This window comes from Tolypothrix sp. PCC 7712 (assembly GCF_025860405.1).
Lineage (GTDB): Bacteria > Cyanobacteriota > Cyanobacteriia > Cyanobacteriales > Nostocaceae > Aulosira > Aulosira diplosiphon.
Map to the genome: position 1 here is coordinate 1 of NZ_CP063796.1, position 18,398 is coordinate 18,398.

General features: G+C 39.2%; 21 protein-coding genes. 9 read left to right on the forward strand and 12 right to left on the reverse strand.

Going from position 1 to position 18,398, the window contains the following annotated elements; genetic code table 11:
• Nucleotides 1-14: 14 nt before the first annotated feature.
• Together HGR01_RS40900 and HGR01_RS40905 are read right to left on the reverse strand one after the other, a co-directional pair.
• Nucleotides 15-1,184: a relaxase/mobilization nuclease domain-containing protein gene (locus HGR01_RS40900; RefSeq protein WP_045874903.1), complete on the reverse strand. Its 1,170-nt coding sequence runs from the start codon at nt 1,182-1,184 to the stop codon at nt 15-17.
• Entirely contained in the window at nt 1,165-1,563 is a 399-nt protein-coding gene (locus tag HGR01_RS40905; protein ID WP_045874902.1) for a plasmid mobilization protein, read from the reverse strand. The genes HGR01_RS40900 and HGR01_RS40905 overlap by 20 nt, the downstream gene beginning before the upstream one ends.
• Nucleotides 1,564-2,025: 462 nt before the next feature.
• Here HGR01_RS40905 and HGR01_RS40910 point away from each other — a divergent pair, with 462 nt between their 5' ends.
• The 5 genes from HGR01_RS40910 to HGR01_RS40930 all read left to right on the forward strand — a co-directional run bounded on the left by HGR01_RS40910 (nt 2,026) and on the right by HGR01_RS40930 (nt 7,611).
• Nucleotides 2,026-2,565 (forward strand): hypothetical protein, encoded by a 540-nt coding sequence (locus HGR01_RS40910; RefSeq protein ID WP_052335487.1) that lies wholly within the window; start codon nt 2,026-2,028, stop codon nt 2,563-2,565.
• A complete protein-coding gene (locus HGR01_RS40915; protein WP_045874900.1) occupies nt 2,566-3,345 on the forward strand; it encodes a hypothetical protein in 780 nt (259 codons plus the stop codon).
• Complete coding sequence (locus HGR01_RS40920) at nt 3,345-4,091, forward strand: DUF6753 family protein (protein ID WP_052335486.1); 747 nt, start codon at nt 3,345-3,347, stop codon at nt 4,089-4,091. Before HGR01_RS40915 ends, HGR01_RS40920 begins: the two co-directional genes overlap by 1 nt.
• Before the next feature lie 515 nt (nt 4,092-4,606).
• Nucleotides 4,607-5,998 carry an ATP-binding cassette domain-containing protein gene (locus HGR01_RS40925; RefSeq protein WP_052335485.1) on the forward strand — a complete coding sequence of 464 codons (1,392 nt, stop codon included), beginning with the start codon at nt 4,607-4,609 and terminating at the stop codon, nt 5,996-5,998.
• Nucleotides 5,995-7,611 carry a hypothetical protein gene (locus HGR01_RS40930; protein WP_155539686.1) on the forward strand — a complete coding sequence of 539 codons (1,617 nt, stop codon included), beginning with the start codon at nt 5,995-5,997 and terminating at the stop codon, nt 7,609-7,611. Before HGR01_RS40925 ends, HGR01_RS40930 begins: the two co-directional genes overlap by 4 nt.
• 59 nt (nt 7,612-7,670) lie before the next feature.
• Here the strand turns inward: HGR01_RS40930 and HGR01_RS40935 are convergent, their stop codons facing one another.
• The 5 genes from HGR01_RS40935 to HGR01_RS40955 all read right to left on the reverse strand — a co-directional run bounded on the left by HGR01_RS40935 (nt 7,671) and on the right by HGR01_RS40955 (nt 11,854).
• Nucleotides 7,671-7,847: a hypothetical protein gene (locus HGR01_RS40935; RefSeq protein ID WP_155539685.1), complete on the reverse strand. Its 177-nt coding sequence runs from the start codon at nt 7,845-7,847 to the stop codon at nt 7,671-7,673.
• A 404-nt stretch (nt 7,848-8,251) separates the two neighbouring features.
• Nucleotides 8,252-8,599 (reverse strand): hypothetical protein, encoded by a 348-nt coding sequence (locus HGR01_RS40940; protein ID WP_045874898.1) that lies wholly within the window; start codon nt 8,597-8,599, stop codon nt 8,252-8,254.
• 57 nt (nt 8,600-8,656) lie between these two features.
• A complete protein-coding gene (locus HGR01_RS40945) occupies nt 8,657-9,742 on the reverse strand; it encodes a trypsin-like peptidase domain-containing protein (RefSeq protein WP_045874897.1) in 1,086 nt (361 codons plus the stop codon).
• 48 nt (nt 9,743-9,790) lie between these two features.
• Complete coding sequence (locus HGR01_RS40950; RefSeq protein ID WP_309227674.1) at nt 9,791-10,798, reverse strand: tyrosine-type recombinase/integrase; 1,008 nt, start codon at nt 10,796-10,798, stop codon at nt 9,791-9,793.
• A 672-nt stretch (nt 10,799-11,470) separates the two neighbouring features.
• A complete protein-coding gene (locus HGR01_RS40955; RefSeq protein ID WP_045874896.1) occupies nt 11,471-11,854 on the reverse strand; it encodes a hypothetical protein in 384 nt (127 codons plus the stop codon).
• A gap of 182 nt (nt 11,855-12,036) precedes the next feature.
• On the opposite strand from HGR01_RS40955, the gene HGR01_RS40960 reads away from it, so the two are divergent.
• Both HGR01_RS40960 and HGR01_RS40965 read left to right on the forward strand, forming a co-directional pair.
• Nucleotides 12,037-12,384 carry a helix-turn-helix transcriptional regulator gene (locus HGR01_RS40960; RefSeq protein WP_045874895.1) on the forward strand — a complete coding sequence of 116 codons (348 nt, stop codon included), beginning with the start codon at nt 12,037-12,039 and terminating at the stop codon, nt 12,382-12,384.
• A 43-nt stretch (nt 12,385-12,427) separates the two neighbouring features.
• Complete coding sequence (locus HGR01_RS40965) at nt 12,428-13,075, forward strand: PIN domain-containing protein (RefSeq protein WP_045874894.1); 648 nt, start codon at nt 12,428-12,430, stop codon at nt 13,073-13,075.
• Nucleotides 13,076-13,171: 96 nt separating this feature from the next.
• Here the strand turns inward: HGR01_RS40965 and HGR01_RS40970 are convergent, their stop codons facing one another.
• From HGR01_RS40970 to HGR01_RS40990, 5 genes are all read right to left on the reverse strand, one after another.
• A complete protein-coding gene (locus HGR01_RS40970; RefSeq protein WP_045874893.1) occupies nt 13,172-14,059 on the reverse strand; it encodes a restriction endonuclease in 888 nt (295 codons plus the stop codon).
• A gap of 13 nt (nt 14,060-14,072) precedes the next feature.
• Entirely contained in the window at nt 14,073-16,805 is a 2,733-nt protein-coding gene (locus HGR01_RS40975; RefSeq protein ID WP_045874909.1) for a DUF3854 domain-containing protein, read from the reverse strand.
• A gap of 229 nt (nt 16,806-17,034) precedes the next feature.
• Entirely contained in the window at nt 17,035-17,274 is a 240-nt protein-coding gene (locus tag HGR01_RS40980) for a hypothetical protein (RefSeq protein ID WP_045874892.1), read from the reverse strand.
• Nucleotides 17,267-17,479 carry a hypothetical protein gene (locus HGR01_RS40985; RefSeq protein ID WP_045874891.1) on the reverse strand — a complete coding sequence of 71 codons (213 nt, stop codon included), beginning with the start codon at nt 17,477-17,479 and terminating at the stop codon, nt 17,267-17,269. Before HGR01_RS40985 ends, HGR01_RS40980 begins: the two co-directional genes overlap by 8 nt.
• Nucleotides 17,476-17,655, reverse strand: a complete 180-nt coding sequence (locus tag HGR01_RS40990; RefSeq protein WP_045874890.1) for a hypothetical protein — start codon at nt 17,653-17,655, stop codon at nt 17,476-17,478. Before HGR01_RS40990 ends, HGR01_RS40985 begins: the two co-directional genes overlap by 4 nt.
• Nucleotides 17,656-17,991: 336 nt before the next feature.
• On the opposite strand from HGR01_RS40990, the gene HGR01_RS40995 reads away from it, so the two are divergent.
• Together HGR01_RS40995 and HGR01_RS41000 are read left to right on the forward strand one after the other, a co-directional pair.
• Nucleotides 17,992-18,144: a hypothetical protein gene (locus tag HGR01_RS40995; RefSeq protein WP_194007822.1), complete on the forward strand. Its 153-nt coding sequence runs from the start codon at nt 17,992-17,994 to the stop codon at nt 18,142-18,144.
• A gap of 3 nt (nt 18,145-18,147) precedes the next feature.
• On the forward strand, nt 18,148-18,390 hold the full coding sequence (locus HGR01_RS41000) for a hypothetical protein (RefSeq protein WP_045874889.1): 243 nt from the start codon (nt 18,148-18,150) through the stop codon (nt 18,388-18,390).
• The last annotated feature ends 8 nt before the right edge of the window (nt 18,391-18,398 follow it).

Below are 18,398 nucleotides of genomic sequence, written 5' to 3' on the forward strand. Positions count from 1 at the left end.
GGAATACTGTTGAGTTATCGGCTTAATCCCCGCCGTCTTGGTTGTTCTAGCTGTTCTTCTAATTCTTCTTCTAATTCATCTATTACCAAATTGAGTAATTCTTCTAATTCAGCTTGGGTGCGTGGGATTGAACCATGCTTGATAGTTTCTTTGATGTCTTCAGTTGGTTCTTCTTGTTCTAGTAGGTGGCAGATAATTTTTTTATCCCGGTCGTCAGGCGACAATGCAGTTGCAGTTAGTGCTAGTGATAGTTGCTGATATTTTTGTTGCCAGGAGTTAAGTTCGGGTTGCTCTTGGGTTTTTTCTTGATGTTGGTTGAGTTGAATTTGCGTTTGTTGTTGTGTGGATTTAGCAGGATTTAATAGCAGTGAAATAATGCGTTGGTCGTCGCGTTTTGGTTGGTAGTCAACAGATTTATGTTTTTGCAATCCAGGGAATGTGTAAGCTGCACCCAAAGTTGTGCCACTAAATTGCTGGTCTTTCATGGAGTATGAGATGCCTTTACTCTTACCATTGCGTGTTAGTCCGTGGCGAACTTTCACACCTTGTATTTGCAGTCGCTCGATTAGTTGCGGCATTGTGGGAGAGTCTGCGGTGGCGCGGTCGATGAGTTCTTGGAGTTGTTGTTTGATGGGCGGTTCTTGTGGCGTTGAGCGATCGCCTTTAAGATATTCTTGTTGCTCTCGCTCTAGCCGTCTTTGTTGCCCAATACTTGGGTTGCGCGATAATTTCTCGTGGCTACCTAGAGTTGGTTGTAAGCCGTAATCTCGTTCGATTTGGCGAATAATAGTTTCGCTGCGTTTGTAGTCCCAGCTATCATGGACTATCTTGCCGTTGTCTAAACGTATGCGGCTGGCGCAGATGTGGATGTGGTCGTGTTGGGTGTTGTTGTGTCTGCAGACTACGTACTGGTTGCTGTCAAAGCCCATTTCTTCGAGGTAGCGATTGGCGATTTCATTCCAGGTTTCATCGTCTAGTCGCTCGTTCTCTGGCAATGATAATGATGCGTGGTACACTACTCGGTCGGCTTCGGGGTTTAGTTGACGGGAGATTTTGAATTCTCTGGCCAGTGCAATGGCGTTGTTACCGCCCATGTTGCCACCAATGAGTTTGGCATCTTCTTGGGATTGCAGATAGTCAAGGAGTCCCCGGAATCCTCGCCCTTTAGTCTGGTTGCCAATCATCTGTTTCCTCGTCTGCTTCTTCAATAAAGGTGTTGGCAATTTCTCGTTGGCAATGTCGTAGCAGTTCTAGGAGTTCGTTTAATAGTTTTGGATCTGCTGGTGGTGGCAGTTGCATTTTGATGGCGGTGTTTGTGGCTTTAGCCAACTGGTTGATGTTGTTGCCAATGCGCGAAAGTTCTAGGTATGTGGCAAGAGTAATTCTACCGAGTCGTGGCGGTGGTGGAGGGATTGGTCGCAGTAATAAACAGCGTCTTGTTAATTCTGCCAAGCTCATGCTCGCGTCTTCTGCCTTTGAGCGAATCATCTCGTATTCAATGGGGCTGAATAGTGCTTGTAGCCTTCTGGTGCGGACGAGTGACTGAGAAGAACGCTTGTTCATGATGTCATTCCTGACAAAGTGCAACAACTTGAGGGGGGTTCCAAGGGGGGAGACTTCCCCATTTGGCAAGCCTGCCGTACCGAGCGCAGCGACGGTAAAGCGAAGCTTTAGGCATGGCTTGCTCCTTACCCATTTTCGGGCAAGGCAGGAGGGGGTAGGGTGGCCGCCAGTGTGGGGACACAGTGCGTATTGGGCTGCTACTGCCAATCAAACGGATGTGCGAATTAGCCGTTGGTTGGCATGGTGAATTTTTACAGTGATAGCTGTGGTAATTTTTTTTGATTACTGTGATTAACTCTTTGTGAGTTATCTTACAAGCTATTGGTAATAAAGGTTCAATTATTTAAGTTAATATCTATTGCTGTTTATTAATTAATTTTAGTCAGAGATTATACCTGTCTTTAGATAGATGCTTATTGGAGAAGCAAAGTTTTAAACAATTACATTAGTTGGATTTTATTCGTGACTAAAGATAGTATTCCTAAATCTAAAATTCCTGAAGCTCTTTCGGCTTTACGCTCTTTGGGTACTAAGGAATTGGATGAGATTCCGGCTCGCGCAGCTATTAAAAAGATGCGTCGTCAAATTGAACGAGTGCTTCGTCTTGGCTATTCTTACCAAGAAGTTTCTGAAACTTTGGCAGGCTTGGATATCAATATCAGTGCTGAACGTATCCGTTATTTACTCAACGATATCAAGAAGTCTACTCGCAAAAAGTCTGTCACTTCTACAGTTGCTGAGAATAGCAATACACAAGTTGTTGATGAATCGGGTAAGAGTGAAAATTCTGTAACTGAGTCTAGAAGTTCTCAGTCTGTTGAAAAATCTCAAGTTAAATCACAACCACAATCAAAATCTAAAACTGCATCTGCCAAGACTAAATCAACTTCGACTGCGAGTTCTAAAACTACTAAACAACCTTTGGATGTGAAAGTCAGCCCAAATCAAAATAATTCTGGGTTGGCTTTTCAACCTGAATTGATTAGAGATGAGGATTTGTAAATGGCAGTTAAATCTAAGCAATTAGCTGATGGAGTAACTCTAGAAAAACCAAGTACTCCATCAAAATCAACTGGGCGGTTGGTGTTAGTTACTGGTGATAAGGGAGGAACGGGTAAAAGTGTGGTGGCGCGGATTCTCCTTGATATTTACCGTCACAGAAATATCAACTGCATTGCTTATGAATGTGACAAGTCAAATCCTCAGCTTTATCGTCACTACAATAAGTTAGAACCCGGGGTGCGAACACTCAAACTAAATCAGCGGGGTGGTGCTGATGCTTTGCAGGATGATTTGAAGTGTTTTTCTCCTCAAGTTTCTTTGGTGGATCTGCCTGCTGGGGCTGCGGAATATTTTGAGTCGGTGGCTAAGGATATTTTTTTATTTCAAAATGCCCAACGTTTGGGTTATCGCATCACGATGGTGTCGGTTTTGGGAAGGGTGAAGGATAGTCTGTTGCAGTTGAAGCGGTTGGTAGATTTCTGTGGCGACAAGGTTGATTATGTTGTGGTGAAAAATCTCTATTGGGGTGATGAGCATAAGTTCACTCGCTACAACAATTCTAAGGTGAAGCAGTCTGTGGAAGCTTTGGGGGCTGTTGAACTTTTATTGCCTGAGTTATATGACGATATTTTTGATTTGATTGACTCGAAAGACCTAACGTTCAGAGAAGCGCTGGAGCATGAGGATTTCAGTTTGAGTAATCAGTCTAGAATTTATGGCTGGATTGATGCGGTTGAAACTGAGTTCTCTAAGGCTGCTGTAGAGTTGGGGTTAGAGTAATGGCGATCGCAAATGGTAAGGGTAATGGTGGGGTATCGCATTTAGATAGGTTGCTGTCAGAAAAATCACCAGAATTTCAGGCTAAGGTGCTGCGGTTTGCGCTGGATTCTGGGATGAAGCAGGATGACCCTGCTTTTCGGCTGGTGCAGTACATCGGTTATTTGGCACAACTGACAGAAACTGCACCAAATGATTGGAAGTTATTGTTTGAAAATTTGCAGGTAGAGCTAAACCAATGGAGTCAACTGACGGCGGAACAATTGAAGACCCAAGCCGACCACACGGAGAATATCAAAAATTTAGCAACGAGTTGCAATCAGCTAGGGATAGCCTTGAGTGCTTTAAATCAAACGTCGCTGCAACAGCTAGAGCTATTGAAGAACTTAACCAATCTCTCCAATTATTGGAGCAATACCTCCCCCAACCACACAGAGAAGTTGATTGCTCCGTTGAGAGAGGAATTGAAGCAGATGAAGACTATGATATCGAGCCATCAATTGAGCCACAGCGTCGCCGTGGATTTGGCCGCTAAAAATTGGGCGAGGGCTGCTTTTGTTTCGCTTTTCACTCCGGTAACATTTTTTATTCTGTTTACGATTTATTCACGCTTTTTTCCTCTGAGTCTGCCTTATGAGGCACAAACTTCTTTGGAGAAGATTGAACAGCAGACTGGTTGGACTAATACTAAGCTGCAACGAGTTGAGCGTAATTTGGGGACTGATCCTAACTCTAGGCGACGGCGGTAAAAGCACAGTTGTTTGTCAGTCAATTAAAAAAACTGGGTCTGCATTACACTTTTTAGCCCATTAGTGTAATGCTACACTGTGCTTTTACCCGCTGGATGACCAAATTGTGATAGGCGGTGTCTGCCACTGCCACCAAATCCACTCGTTGAGCTACCCAGATTGTAGCAGGCTGCGGCAGACACTCCGCTACGCCGCCTATAAGTTAAGAGTTGCTTAGTATATAACAGTATAAAAATTGACTAAAAAATGGTAAAATATAAAAAGTGCTCTTACTCTCACAACGATACTTTATTAAAATCGACACTTTTTTAGTCTGAATACCTTCAACTTGAGATTTGTTGTAACTGTGCTGTGTGAGCAAATGATTTTTTACAAGCATTAGAGGAACATATACCGCAAATTATTCATTTCAATTGTTATGGCAGTAACTTGAACGAAGTTTTATTTATAGATAATAACCGAGAGTTTAAACTAGTTAATTCTATTGCATTAAAAGACAATATCTGAATGGAGCCATGAATAACTTTGATTCTGAAGATAGGTACTCTGAAATTGAAAGTTTAGTTGCCTCAAACGAGCTAGACATCGCAACAAAGCGATTGATGGATTTTGCAAAAAATTTTTTAGATAACAGCAAAACTAAATTTGAAATTATAGATATTCGAGCTAAATATGTAGAATTATCTAGGGAAATGCGGTGTTATGGCGTAACAGATGCAATCAATAATAGGCTAACAGAACTAAGATTTCAAATTTTAGAATTTGCTACATATATTAAAACAAATCAGCAATTAAATAATCCAGATATAAATAATCTTGAAGAGCCAGGCTTAATTTTATCAAAATCTGAGCAATTACAAATTAACTATGATAACCCATATCAGAATGATGATAATCAAGGAACAACTCAGCTTGAAATAGCAAAAATGCGATTTCTGGAAAAGCAAAAATCGCAAAAAAAATCCAATTCTTCATTTGTATTTGAATGCAAAGAAATTTATAAATCTTATAAAAATAATCTTGCAAAGTTTATATTATCTAACATTAATATAACTCTTAATTTAGGTGAAATAACTGCTGTAGTAGGTGAAAACGGCAATGGTAAAACAACACTTTTAAGAATAATTGCAGGAGAACTAGCACCGAGTGGTGGACATTTAAGTTATCCATGCTTAAATGTTAATAGTAAAAATGATATATGTTCTATTAAGCGCCAAATAGCTTATATTCCTCAAGAATTACCTAAAATGCCTGGTTTAGTAGTTGATAATTTGCATTTTGCAGCAGCTATTCATGGAATTACAGGATCAATCAATAAAGAAGAGGTAGAATTTATTATTTATCGTTTAGCTTTGGAACAATATAGAGACGCAAAGTGGAGTGAACTATCTGGTGGTTATAAAATGCGATTTTCCTTAGCACAAGCGCTTGTTTGTAATCCTAAATTATTAATTTTAGATGAACCACTAGCAAATTTGGATATTAATACCCAATTGCTGTTTTTACAAGATTTACGAGATTTTGCTAATTATTATAAAGAAAAAAAATCAATTATTATTAGTTCGCAAAATTTATATGAAATTGAAAAAATCGCTGACAATATTATCTTTTTAAAAAATGGTCAAGCCAAATATAACAATTCAGTTAAAAACTTCGGCAAGGACAGAACTAAAAATTGTTATGAGATAGATTGTAGCCTATCGAAAGAAGAACTTGAATCTTTATTGAAGGAAGTTAATTATAAAAAGATTGATAAGTCAGGTATTTCTAGTTTTATTATTTATACAGATACAGATGTTATGACTAAAGACTTGCTAGAAGTATTTTTAGCTCATAAAATTTCATTGAAATACTTTAGAGATATTAGTAAATCTACTCGTACAATGTTTGATGAAGAATTAGTATGAAAAACATAAAAGATAGTTTAAAAGAGAATTTCAAAAAAACAATTAGTATAATTATATTTCCTAAATTCTTACAAGAAAGGGATCACTATTTTTTACTTAATTATCCAAGGTTATGGTTATTTAAATTACATTATATTTTTTATTATGCGATACTCGTAAATATAGTATTTTTTTTACTTGCTTTGGTTCTTCCAATTCAACAATTTTATTCATTCTCAAACATATGGATATTTCTTTTCTCTCTAATGTCAATATTATTTATATTTGCATATTTTGAAGATTTTAACGTTGGCAAACGATATAGTATCCTTGATAAGAGTAATGGATATTTAGAATTAATTATTTATTTTATTGCTCTATTAATGATTTGTTCAGTAAGTATATTTTTCCCTTTATTAATAGAATTTAAAGTACAAGTTCAGTTTCCTCAAAATGAATTAAGCGTTGATTTTTTAGCATTAAGCTCAATTAGTCAACATAAGATGTTAGAAGAAAGTAGTGACAATAAATCAGTTGATATTTATATTCAACAATTAAAAGAATATATTAATAGCCAAGAATTTAAAAAACAACAAGAAACAAGTATCTTCTCAGTTCTATATGACAACGAAGAAAAAGCCAAAACATTATATATTGAGAATAATAATGATATCACTCATAAAGAAAAGCTTAATAATTTGCAAGTATTTATTTTAAAAAATAAAAGACTAAGAAATCTCTTGAAATCTTCAGTTAGTTTAGAAAACCTTATCCTTTTAGAATCTAACCTTGATTATACTTACAATACTTTTTATAATGGAACTTTTGGTGATATTATCAATAAATTTTTTATTAAGGAATTGAATGTTAATGTTAAAAATAATAAAGATGTATCTAGTATTTCAGCAATATTTAATGATTTTTTAAATAAAAAAGATGATGAATTAATCAGAAAAACTTTTGAAAATAGTGTTTTTGCAAAATTGGTAGAATCTATAAGGAATGATAATAAAATATTAATTATATCTACTATAGATAAATACCTTGGACAAGAAATTAAACCACTAAGTATTGAGCAAAAAATAGATAAAGCAATAAGCAATGCTTCAAATATTTATGAAATATTTTATTATCAAAATTTTATACTAAAAAATTTGTTAATTAATTATTTTCTTTGTGCTTATTTTACATTAATAGCATTTTTAACTGTAAATACTAGTTTTTATAAAGGAATTATGTTGATGTTTACATTTTTGATTCCTTTTGCGATAGCACCAATATTTATACCTGTAATTCAATTTTTAAATTTCTTTTTTGGTTTTAGTAAAATTTATTTAGAAATTAAATTGTTTATTTTTATTTTTCTACCTACCTTATTCTTATTTTATCAAACAATAAATATTTTAAGCATAAAGAATTTTTCTTTATTAAAAGAAGTTTATTTAATAATGTTACCATTTGCAGTAGATATCTCCGCTTATTTTATTATAAGTTGGATAGATAACCAATTTTTTAGCAATAATATTTCTTTAAATACGAAATTGTTTATATCCAGTTTAGCCCATTTACCGTTTATCCCTTATCTAAAAAGTCGTTTAGTTAGACAGCTATCTTTACCGTATATTGATCCCTGACTTTTCACAGGATGTGGAAAAGCAAGAGTAGTTCGCGATACTATATTGCGAACCATTTGCTATTCTTTATTATATTTGGAGATTTCTTCGACTAAATCTTTTAAACCCTGTTTTAGAGCCTCAAGCGAACAATCTAAAACCTCAATTTTAGTCCTTGCAGTAATTTGTTCAATGGCATCTATGTAGGCTTGACTACCAGCCTGACTTAAATGCTTGTACTTGGAAAGCTTGCCCACTTTTACCCCTACAACTAGGTGGCGCAACAGGCGTTGAGTTAGGGGTGAAATGAGCAGTGATACCGAAAGTTACGCTAAGAATTGATGAGCCACTTTCATACTGTGATCGCCACGGATAAAACTGTACCAATTAAAGTCTCGGAAATTTAGGAGCTTCAAACCCTTGCTGTGCCGTATTAAATTGTTGCATCAAATAATCTATAGGTTATTTGGTACATTGAGAATTGCTAAAAATATCGATTGACAGAATGCTTATCCAGTAAGCGTTACAGCCTTAACGTAAATTTCCGCACGGATGCTCATTTAACCCCAGTTATGTAGGGTAGTCACCGAGATACGCGGCGGCTACCCAATCTGGCTTTGGCGTTTTCGAGCAAGCCTTTTAAGTGACAGCCGAGATAAATTTAAGAATTTTCGGATTCTCTGAATAGCTTGTTAACAAAGGATTCCCAAGCAAAGCCGGCAAGAGCTGCATCTCGAATAGTGTAGAACTTCAAATCTAATAAAAGCACAATAAAAATAGCTATCAAAGTAGCAGCCAGGAAAATTCCTAAATACTTACTACCACCATACCTTTTCCAAGCTTCTGAAATACGGTTCCAAATTGAAGGCTTATCTGTTGTTTCTAGCTTTGCGCGCTGTAAAGTTTTCACTGCAACAGGGAGTACTAAGCTTAAAAGAATACCAATTAATACCCAAATAATAGCTTGAATTGAGGGAAGAATCTCAGTCTGTGATGTACTTACTTGCATACTTGCTTCTTAGCTTGTTAATAGCATTTAAATATGTTTACTCAACATATACCATTCTCACTCACCAGGAAGGTAATGATCGATTCCTTTAGATTTGAAATCTTTTAAAATTGCACCTATTGGAATACCTTCATTAACTCTAAATCGTCCTTTAACAACCTTCTTAATAACACTAGATAATGGATCAGAAGGATATGGGTTACCACTATGGTGCAAGGCAACAACTCTCCAATTATGATCAAAGACAGGTGCGCCTGAAGAGCCATCCTCTGTGTCAGCCACGTACTGGACTCTCGAATCTGTTGTATGCACGACATAATTTTGAGTCATAACAACTTTTAATGGGCCACCCTTAGGATGTTGTATGATATTTACTCGTGAATATTCTATAACCTGCTTTGGTTGTAACAATAAGTAACCCATGTGTTTACCAATACTACCCAAATCTGCTATTGACTTTTCCCTGAGATCATCTACAGTAGTTTCTATTGGCTTATCTTGTAAACGCACTAAAGCATAGTCTAATTCTTTGGCGGGGCTTGCAAAATAAAAATCTTGTCGTATTGGTATTACTTTACCTGTTAATGGAGTAATGTTGGAAACACTAGCCATATAGCCAAAACGGGCTACGGCATCTTCAAGATAGCTTTGCTCTTTTAGAACATGTTGATTGGTTAAAAGCAAATCTGGCCCTATTAAGAAGCCAGTTCCCTTAGGAGACCCCTCTGGAATTTCAATTCTTGCCACTGCTTGAGCACAATAAAATGCGCTAAGTAGCATATATATATCAAGAAAATTATCCGTAGAGTTGATAATAGCCTCAAGAATTTGCTCATCATCAACTTTTGCTGTAAATTCAGGCTCTGGAACTATTACTTTTTTTGATGCCAATTCCTGTTCAATACTGTCAGTCAGTTCCAATAAAGCTAGTCTAATTTTCTTTTCTTCAATTCTTCCTTGATCCGAATTTATAATACCCCTACGAACGTCTCCTTGTAAGCTTTTTAAGCTGCCAGAATGTAATAGAACTTCGTTACGGAACCGAGATGAGTTTTCTTCAGTAACCTCTTTCAATTTTTGGATTACAAAATCCAAATCATTTTCTTGGATTGATTCTCTAATTCTAGTGAAATCTTCTAACATATACTACTCTGTGTCTACTATTTAGTATCTCCATCACAATAATTACTTTTAATAAAAACATAAAATGTCTGCAAATTTTTCTAGCTTAATTATATTTTTTTTCCATTTACTATAAGGAACATTCAGCAAATCAATCGCCCGTTTCTTGGCTGCTTCCCTCCGCCGATCATACTTGTCGTACTTGGCGACGCATGACCTGCAAGTTTCGCTACCGTGACATATCTGCACCCGCATCCAATAGATTACCGATAAAAGTTCTTCTAAAATCATGAGGTGTAAACGCATCCATATCAGCTTTTTCCCCCGTCGCTGCAATGCTCGTAACACCCCCTGCTCACTCATCCGTCTCGGTATGATTTTCTGTGCCTTATTTAAAGGATGAAAAAGCGCCCCTGGTGCTTTCCCCCGAATCAACAACCAATCAGTAACAGCTTGCACACCAGCTTCAGGTAAGTAAACAATTCGTTCCTTGCGCCCCTTAGCTTCACGTATTGTTAATGACCGACTACGCAGCTTAAAATCGCTCAAATCAAGAAACGTTACTTCACTGCGACGCAACCCTACCGTCAAAACTGCCAGCATTGCCGCATCCCTCCGACCCAATGTTGAATCATCTTGAATGCAATCATCCCACAACGCAGCAATTTCAAGAGCATCAAGTTCGCGCTCCTTCAATAAACTCTGACCCCGCACCGAATCAATATCAGATGCTTTTCCATACTCATCCGTGGACATCAACCCTAACCGCCAAGCTTCCTTGAGCGTCCGCCGCAACGCACATAACATTTTATTGGCCATCGCTGGGCTGTATTTCTCCATCAGCACCGACCTCACCGCCGCAGTATGCTGGTAACGCAACTTTGACCAATCCAAAGTACTTGCATCACAAGTGTCATTGGTCAGCAGCCGAGCGATCGCATTTAACGCTTCCCGCATTGTCCGCCGGGAACCTTCACCAAGACTGTTGATATAAACTTCAGCCGGGTGCATAGTTAGCGGTACTGGTTCGGTCAGAGCCAGCGACTCTGGATTAAAATTGGATGCGATGGCTTTCACGGGCCTGTCTGATAGATGCTTTAAACTAGATCTTCCCCCAAATGTACTGTAACCACAAGCCTTTCAGCTGCTATGTGGTGCGGGAATTCCTTTTCGCTACACCTAATGTGGCGCATAAATACCGTGATCGCTCACAGACAGAACCAAGGAAGCACCACTAAAACCATACACAAGTTAATAAGTATTATTTTAAACATTCTGTTTTCTACTCCAAGAGCCACCCCAGCCTGGGAGGAGCGACGTGCAACAGCGATACGCAGTATTGGCTCTTAAAAGTCTTTCGGAGCCAGGCTTTCATATCCAAATTAAGAAATGCCTTCATGAGTTTTGCTTAAACCGCTCACCCATCAGCATAAGGGATTTGGGTCAATTTACCCGGATTTAACTGAGAGGTGCAGGGCTTAATAGCTCCCATCGGTTCAGTTTAGCTGTTTGGGGAATTCGCCAAGGGGATCGGTATCTCGGCGGCCACCCTAATACTAAGCTGCAACGGGTTGAGCGAAATTTGGGGACTGATCCTAATCAGCAACGACGGTGGTAAACACTCAGCCCGTGGCAAAGCAGCAAAAAATTCTTAGACAGTAAAAAGAGTAAAGGTGCAGCTATTAAAAGATGGACTTAGCGTAAATTCTTGTATAGATGCTACTCAAACGCCTAATTACTTTTGCTGTCTCATCTTTTTAGTTCTCTAATTAAAGCACCGACAGCGCGGAGAACCAAAAAAACACTAACTGCGATCGCTAGAATACAAGCTACTGGAGTATTACCCGCCGTCAGCAGTGGTATTACAACCAATCTGAATGCTAACAACACAGCAACTGTCCAACCCCCAGTCTTGAGTAGTAGAGAAAAAAATTGTTGCCACGAGACGAACTCGTTAAGCGGATTATTATCCACTCTGTTCTCAGAATTATGAGTGTAGGGATAATGCTGTACTTCTCCGGATTTACTTTGATTAATGTCAGACATCTCAAGTGAGTGGCTGTCAGATAGCTCCTCAAGGCTTTCAAATTCATTGTCTGGATTGGGTAGTGCGAAAGAAAATTGTGCTTTCATATACCTCCTTTAGAATAGGGCTTACTTTGTCTTCTATTCTACACCAATTTTTTTTGGTGTGTTTACTTGGTGCGATAACTCTCTGGACTTTTTACTATAATTAAAATATGTTGTGTTATGAGGTTGATTTATTGACTCAACTACAAATAAGCTAATCAGGGAACAAGGAGAAAAACCAACCTATGCGTTCTAGACCAAAGTCAAAGGTTGCTAGCCTCCGTGAAAAGGCAGGACTAACTCAAGTACAATTAGCAGTTTTGGTGGGTGTAACCCCAAACACTATTCAGAATTGGGAAAAAGAAAATGGACTAGACCAGTTAGAGAAATATCTAAAGCTGGCAGAAATTTTTGGCTGTCAAGTATCAGATTTAGTGGAGTATGTTTCCGTACTAGAAGAAGAACCTAAGTCTAAAGGCTTTTCGTTACAAGAGTTACGCGAACTACGTGAGAGGTGGGGAACTAATACAAAAGCTCAAACAGATGAGCCTCACCTTACATCTGAATCTGGGACTGAGGTAAATAAACAATGAAAATCTCATCTTCACGTATGAATAACTACAAGGTACACGACAGATGAAAATTCTAGTTGATGCTGATGTATTGTTAGAGTTTTTTATAAATCGTCATGGGTTTGTAGAAGATGTTGAATTGTTATTGTTGAAAAATTATGAATCTCAGCATTTTGAGCTTTATATAACTGATAAATGTTTAAAGCGTATTCGTTTAGAAGATGGCTATACAGACACATTTACTGGAACAGACTTAGCCTGCGAACTAGAGTCTAGACTGAATGGTTATATTATCCAAATTGATAGCAGTATAAAAGAGCAGGCTCGTAAATTATCCTTACCAGATTTTGATTCTGCTGAGGAACTGGTTTGTGCTAAAAAGATGAATATTGATGCAATAGTCACTCAAAACCCACTAAATTTTCAAGGAGCTAATTTTCCTATTTGGTCGGCTTCAGAGCTACTACTTCGTGTAGGATTGGAGGAAAGTTTATTAAGGAATGTTGACCGTCATTACTTAGAAAATAGTTTATGTAATAGCGTTAACAATTTTGATATAAAAGAATCTGTTGTTTTTGTAGAAGCCTGTCATACTAATAATACATTATTGAATAATAAAGACATGTATTCAATAGATATTTATAATGGCGACACAAAATTGCCAATTGAACACTTATTAGATATTATTTGGTGGTATGCAGACAGAGATTAATTATATGAATTTACTTTTATATTCCAAGAAAATTTATGATTTTATGTTAAAAATCTTGCGTCTAATATATTCATGCAATATTTTACTTAAATTATTCTATTTTGACGGAAAGAGAAGATCAAGTGTAGAGTAAGTTTTTCTATCGTCGTTGCACAACCAAGAAGTACTGCAATCTATCGAAACCGGGAGAGACAAACCACTTGAAGAAATTGAATATTTTAATAATTCTAAAAGCATTTCCCCATCTATTAATTCAAGTTCAAGTTTATACTTTGCCAAATTAGGATTTTTAGGAACTTTTTGGGCTGGAGTTGAGAATCTAGTTGCTGTTGTGACAAAAATCCCTCTCTCAAAACCTTCAAGAAGTAATGCACCTACAAAGTTTCGTACCTCTTTAACTGACTCCACATCACGGTCAATACGCCTTTTTACTTGAACTGCACTATGTATTTTGCCGTTATCTTCTGCCAAGAAAAGATCAATTCCACCATCTGCTGAGTTGGCATTTGCAGTCACACGATGAACATCACACCTATAATGTTCCTTGAGTATTCCTGCAACTAGGTCTTCAGCTTTTTGAGCATTTATATATTTGCGGTCATCCCAACGTCGAGCTAAGTTTGTTTTCAAATCTTCAAGGAGAACGTTATCGGATGAAATATCTACATGAACAAGAATCGCATGATATAGTTCCCACCAAAAAGCTACACGTTTCTGTCCACCACCTGCAAATTCTCTTTCAAGGTTTAGTTGCCACCAACCGCAGGAATTACATAAATGCAACCGCCTTCTCATTATTTCTTCTTGTTTTTTATAAAAATCGAGAGATGGATCGTGCGTGTATTGTTTAAACTGGGACTGGCAGAAAGGACAAATTCCTTCAAACATCGCGTGTCCAAAATCTATCTCTCCTGCATCAGCATCGGCATGATCGTAAGTTAGATAGTTTTTATAGACGAGACGCTGAAATTTCAAAGAATCCATAGCTTCGCTCTCTCTAAATTCCCAACCAAGGCCGCAGATTAGCACGGCGAACCTTAACCCCCGGCTGAGTCTTAGTCCCAATCCGAACATCATTCGATTGCCCACACTCCCAAACATAAACTAGTTCGCCGTTATACTCAGCTAAAGAATCTACGCTCAGTCGCCACACACTATTAGCCGCATCCTTAATATGTTGCAGTTGTTCAGGATTGAACCCTTTAACTATTTGCTGTAATTCAGCACTATCAAGGCTTAGAACAATTTCCCCCAAGGCTGACTTGTTATCCCAAGTCTCAATAATTCGTTGTTGGGTGCTGACTTGTTTTTGTCTGGTGCTGTCGGTAGTGCTGTTGGTTATGCTGTCTGAAACCCTTGCTGGTGCTGGCTGTGCTGACTGTGCTGGCTGTTCCTCCTGATTTTGACTGCTACTAGTATTCATCGCCTCTTGTTGGTGAAGGGTGTCAGCTGCGTCACTATCAGCAGAAAGGTCAGCACCACTCTGAAAATCAGCACTATCAATACTTTCAGTTAGCATCTGGGTTAGCACTGGGTTAGCATGATTTTTATTCAGGTCGGCATCTAAGTCAGCATCTTTTTCCGAAATTAAGAGTCGAAAGTCATGTCCTGGCTGGCGAATAGCAATTTTAGTGATAAACCGTCCTTTCTTATTTCTCACCTTTGCGGCATTAATATTGAGTTGCGACTTCAGCAGATTCAGCAGAATCGCTGAGAATCGTTGCTTGGTCATGATGCCGTGAGAATTACGCTGCGCCCATTCGCAGTAGTTAGGATAAAGGAACAATTCAGGATTTTGACCGTTATCACCGATTTGCGTTTGGGCGTTCGGGTCATAGTAAAGACAGTCATTAGCCCAATCCGCCAGAGGATTAGTGCTTAACAGTACTTCGGTGCTAAATGAGCCGAGTGAAGGCACTAATTTGTTAGTGTCACCTACATAAGCGGCGACATCCAACGCTGGCATCTCTAAAACCCATTGCAACACCCCAGGCAAGTATGGTTGAAATTCCTTTTCTAACGGGCGACGCTCATTTTGCGGCACCACCCGCTCAAAAGGCATTGACAGCCGACGACGGGCCAGGGCGTTAGTGTAATCACTGCTTTGAATGATTTCATTAGCGGCAATCCAGACCACCCCACTAAATCTAAAGCTACCTGTTTGCTGGATGCCTTTTTTCTCGTGTCGTAGCTCATCATCACCCGTCAATTTCTTGAGAGTGCTAACATCACCTGTGTAGCGCTCAGAGTCAGTAATAAACACAGCTTTCTTGCCGTAGAGAGCCGCAGTTTCAAAGCGGTTTTGCTCCAACTGCTTCAGTTCTGTGATTGCGTAGTTTTCTCTGCCCAGTAGTGCTTGCACCAGCCGCAATAAAGTACCTTTGCCAGTACCGCCAGCGCCTACTAGCTCCATGAATCGTTGTAACTCGCCGCCGCGTTCGGTGACGGTGGCGTTAATGCCAGCGCGAATTACTTGCACCCAGTCAGCTTTACCTTCACAAGCTTCGAGCAACCATTCCTTAACAGGCTCACAACCGACATTGCGGTCAGCCCATTTAAAAGGTAGCTGACTCAGCATTCTGTATCCCGGCTCATGTGGATATTCTTTAAGGGTATTGACATCAAGCACACAATCCTGAAGACAAATAAAACCTTTGCGGACTTCCCAGTGATTAACCCTGAGCTTGGCCTTGAGTAAATTCAAAATGCCGTTGACGAACCTGCTGGAGAAATGGCGTGTCCGCGTTTCCAGTTCTGTTAAAACAATAGACATCGCTTCTTCAGAGGGAATTTCACCCCAGACACCTAGCTTTTGTTCGGCTTCATACCAGTACCAAGCTTTATTTGCTACGTGCCAAGCGAGTTTTGCGCGGTAATCTTCGGCGATTTGTGCCGCAAAACCCGACTCAGACAAGATTTGTTTATCAGTTTCGTCTTGCTGAAACTGACGTTCCCAAACTTCCCAAGGAACAGCCTTCGCTAGCACTTTCTCTCGAAAAGCGTCGTCGCCGTTGGCTTGAATATAATCGTCCATTCCTTTCCCTTCTGCTGTAGTCCACAGACCTGTGGCAATGTATACGGGCACTTTAAACTTAGCTAATTGGTGAGCTAGTTTTCGCTGTGCTTTGATCACATTTTTATTGGTAACAGCATTATCGTCTGCGTCAAAGGTAATAATCCAGCCAAAGTTAGCACGGGCTAGTAATTCCAGGGTCTCGACTAGGTAACGTTTGCCTTGGGGGTCGTTATCTGCTGGTGTTAAGCCTTGTTCTACTCCTGCCAGGGCTACTGTGGGTAAGTTGTGAGAGCAGCCGGCGATCGCCTTAAATAGTCCTTCAGTCAGGTTTAGGCAAGGATGACCGTTAATCTGATAGCAAAGGGGTTTAAGGGCTTCTAAATCGTTCCAGTAGTGCGGATTATGGGGATGACGGGGTAGCATCGCGTCATATTCTTCTTTGGTAGCCGTGCGATACTTGGGGGCTTTTTTCTCTTCGGTGCTTTTCCAGGCTTTGTTGGGGCGGTACTGCCCAAAACCGTTGCTGCCTTCTAGCCAGATGCCAGCTGATTGGGCTGTGTATCCTAAGCGCTGGGTGGCTTCTTTGATGTCCATTGAGCGACAGTTAGCAGCTATCCATTCAGGACACAAACCGCGTTTTGTTACACACTCTTTGTAGTGTCTGTCTGAAAGTCTATTAGCAGTCAGCGTTGCAGTTGTTTGTGTAGTATTCACTTTTCTTACTCCGGATTTTTCAAAATCCGGGTAACTCCTTATTGCAACACGACCGCAGAACTGGTTATGATAGATATGCGATCGCGGTTCCGAAAAAGGCTACTAAACTTTTGGTTCGGAGTTACCCGTGATAAAACTAAAAATGATGGAACCCGCTTAACTTCCCGGTCGAGCGGGTTTCGTCATTGGTGAAAGAGTTTCCCTAATGGGTGTATGGAAATTCCCATAATCAAGCTACATTCTTGACTGTGAAGCCCTTGCTACATTTTTGAATTAACAGCCAACGGTCAGAGTCTTTGTCCAGTGCTGGCTTGAGACGAAAATTAAAAACATCCTCCCACACCTCTACACCGTAAATAGAAGCAAAATTAATCTCAAGCTCTTTAAAACGTGCATAGTCCCGTTCGCTGATAGCGGCCAGCATGGGAAGTATTGCAGTTAATGGTATTTGGGTTGCTGTCTCAGTCATCTGCATATTCCTCAAAAATACAAATAATTGGTAGAGGTTCGTCTTCTGTGTCGATGATTTCGACCAATCGCTTACCTATATTCCTAGCTATTCTTTTACAACGTTCCTCAGATACTGCGGCTGACCATTGCCTAGTCTCTTTGAAAGGGTCAAATTTAGCTTTAGACCGCTTTATACCGTCGCTTGGTTGTTCTTCTTTGGTCAAATTATCTCCTTCTTTTGTTCTACGCGCTCACGGCGTGCGTTTGCTGCCTCAGCCAACATAACTTTTATCTGCTGATTAATTGAACGCTTTTCCTCTTTGGCGAGTGCTTCGATTGTGATGTAAAGCGCTATCTCGTCATCTTCACTGAAATAAACATTTACTCTCTTTTTCTCCATGTGTGAGTTTTAGCTCTTTTGTGCCATCATCACACAATTTATCACGCTACTCCTTGACACGCTCGTGCTATATTGTGCTATATTAGCACGCAGAAGACCGAAAAACAGTCAGAGCTAGACGTAAAACACTGCGGACTCCTCAAGACGAGGTTGTTTAAAACTCTAAAATGTTTACACAATGAACATCCTATAAATACAAGCTGAATTTGCGTTTGCGGCTTATATCTGCGTTCGTGATAAATTTCTGCACCGTGATAAAGACGGTGAGAGTAATAGAGTCATATTTTCTTAGTTTTCTACTGCCGTAGCTGGCAGTAATTAACTAATAGAAAAGCTATGAATCAGAAACGAATTGTATTACCTCAAGACTTGATACCTCTTGCAGATCACATTTGCAAAGAAACGGGCGTTTCAACACATAGTCAGCTATTTGTGCTTTTGCTCAAAAATTACGGTGAGCGCTTTGTTAAAGCAGTAAAGGAGGCTTAAACAATGAATATCAATTTACACAATTTAGAAGCAATCAACAAAGTGCTTCCTGAGAGAGCAATATTCAATCAAAATCAATTACGAAAGTTGAAAACTTGCTCGCGCTGGCTCAGAGAAATTCAAGAGTCCTCGGAATTCAAGCAACTGGAATATTGTCCAGATGTAACGCTCGGCGATGCAATTCAAGCAGTGAACGAACTACTAAATGAACAAAATCACTGTGACTGCGGGAGGGAAACAAGATGATTGATTTG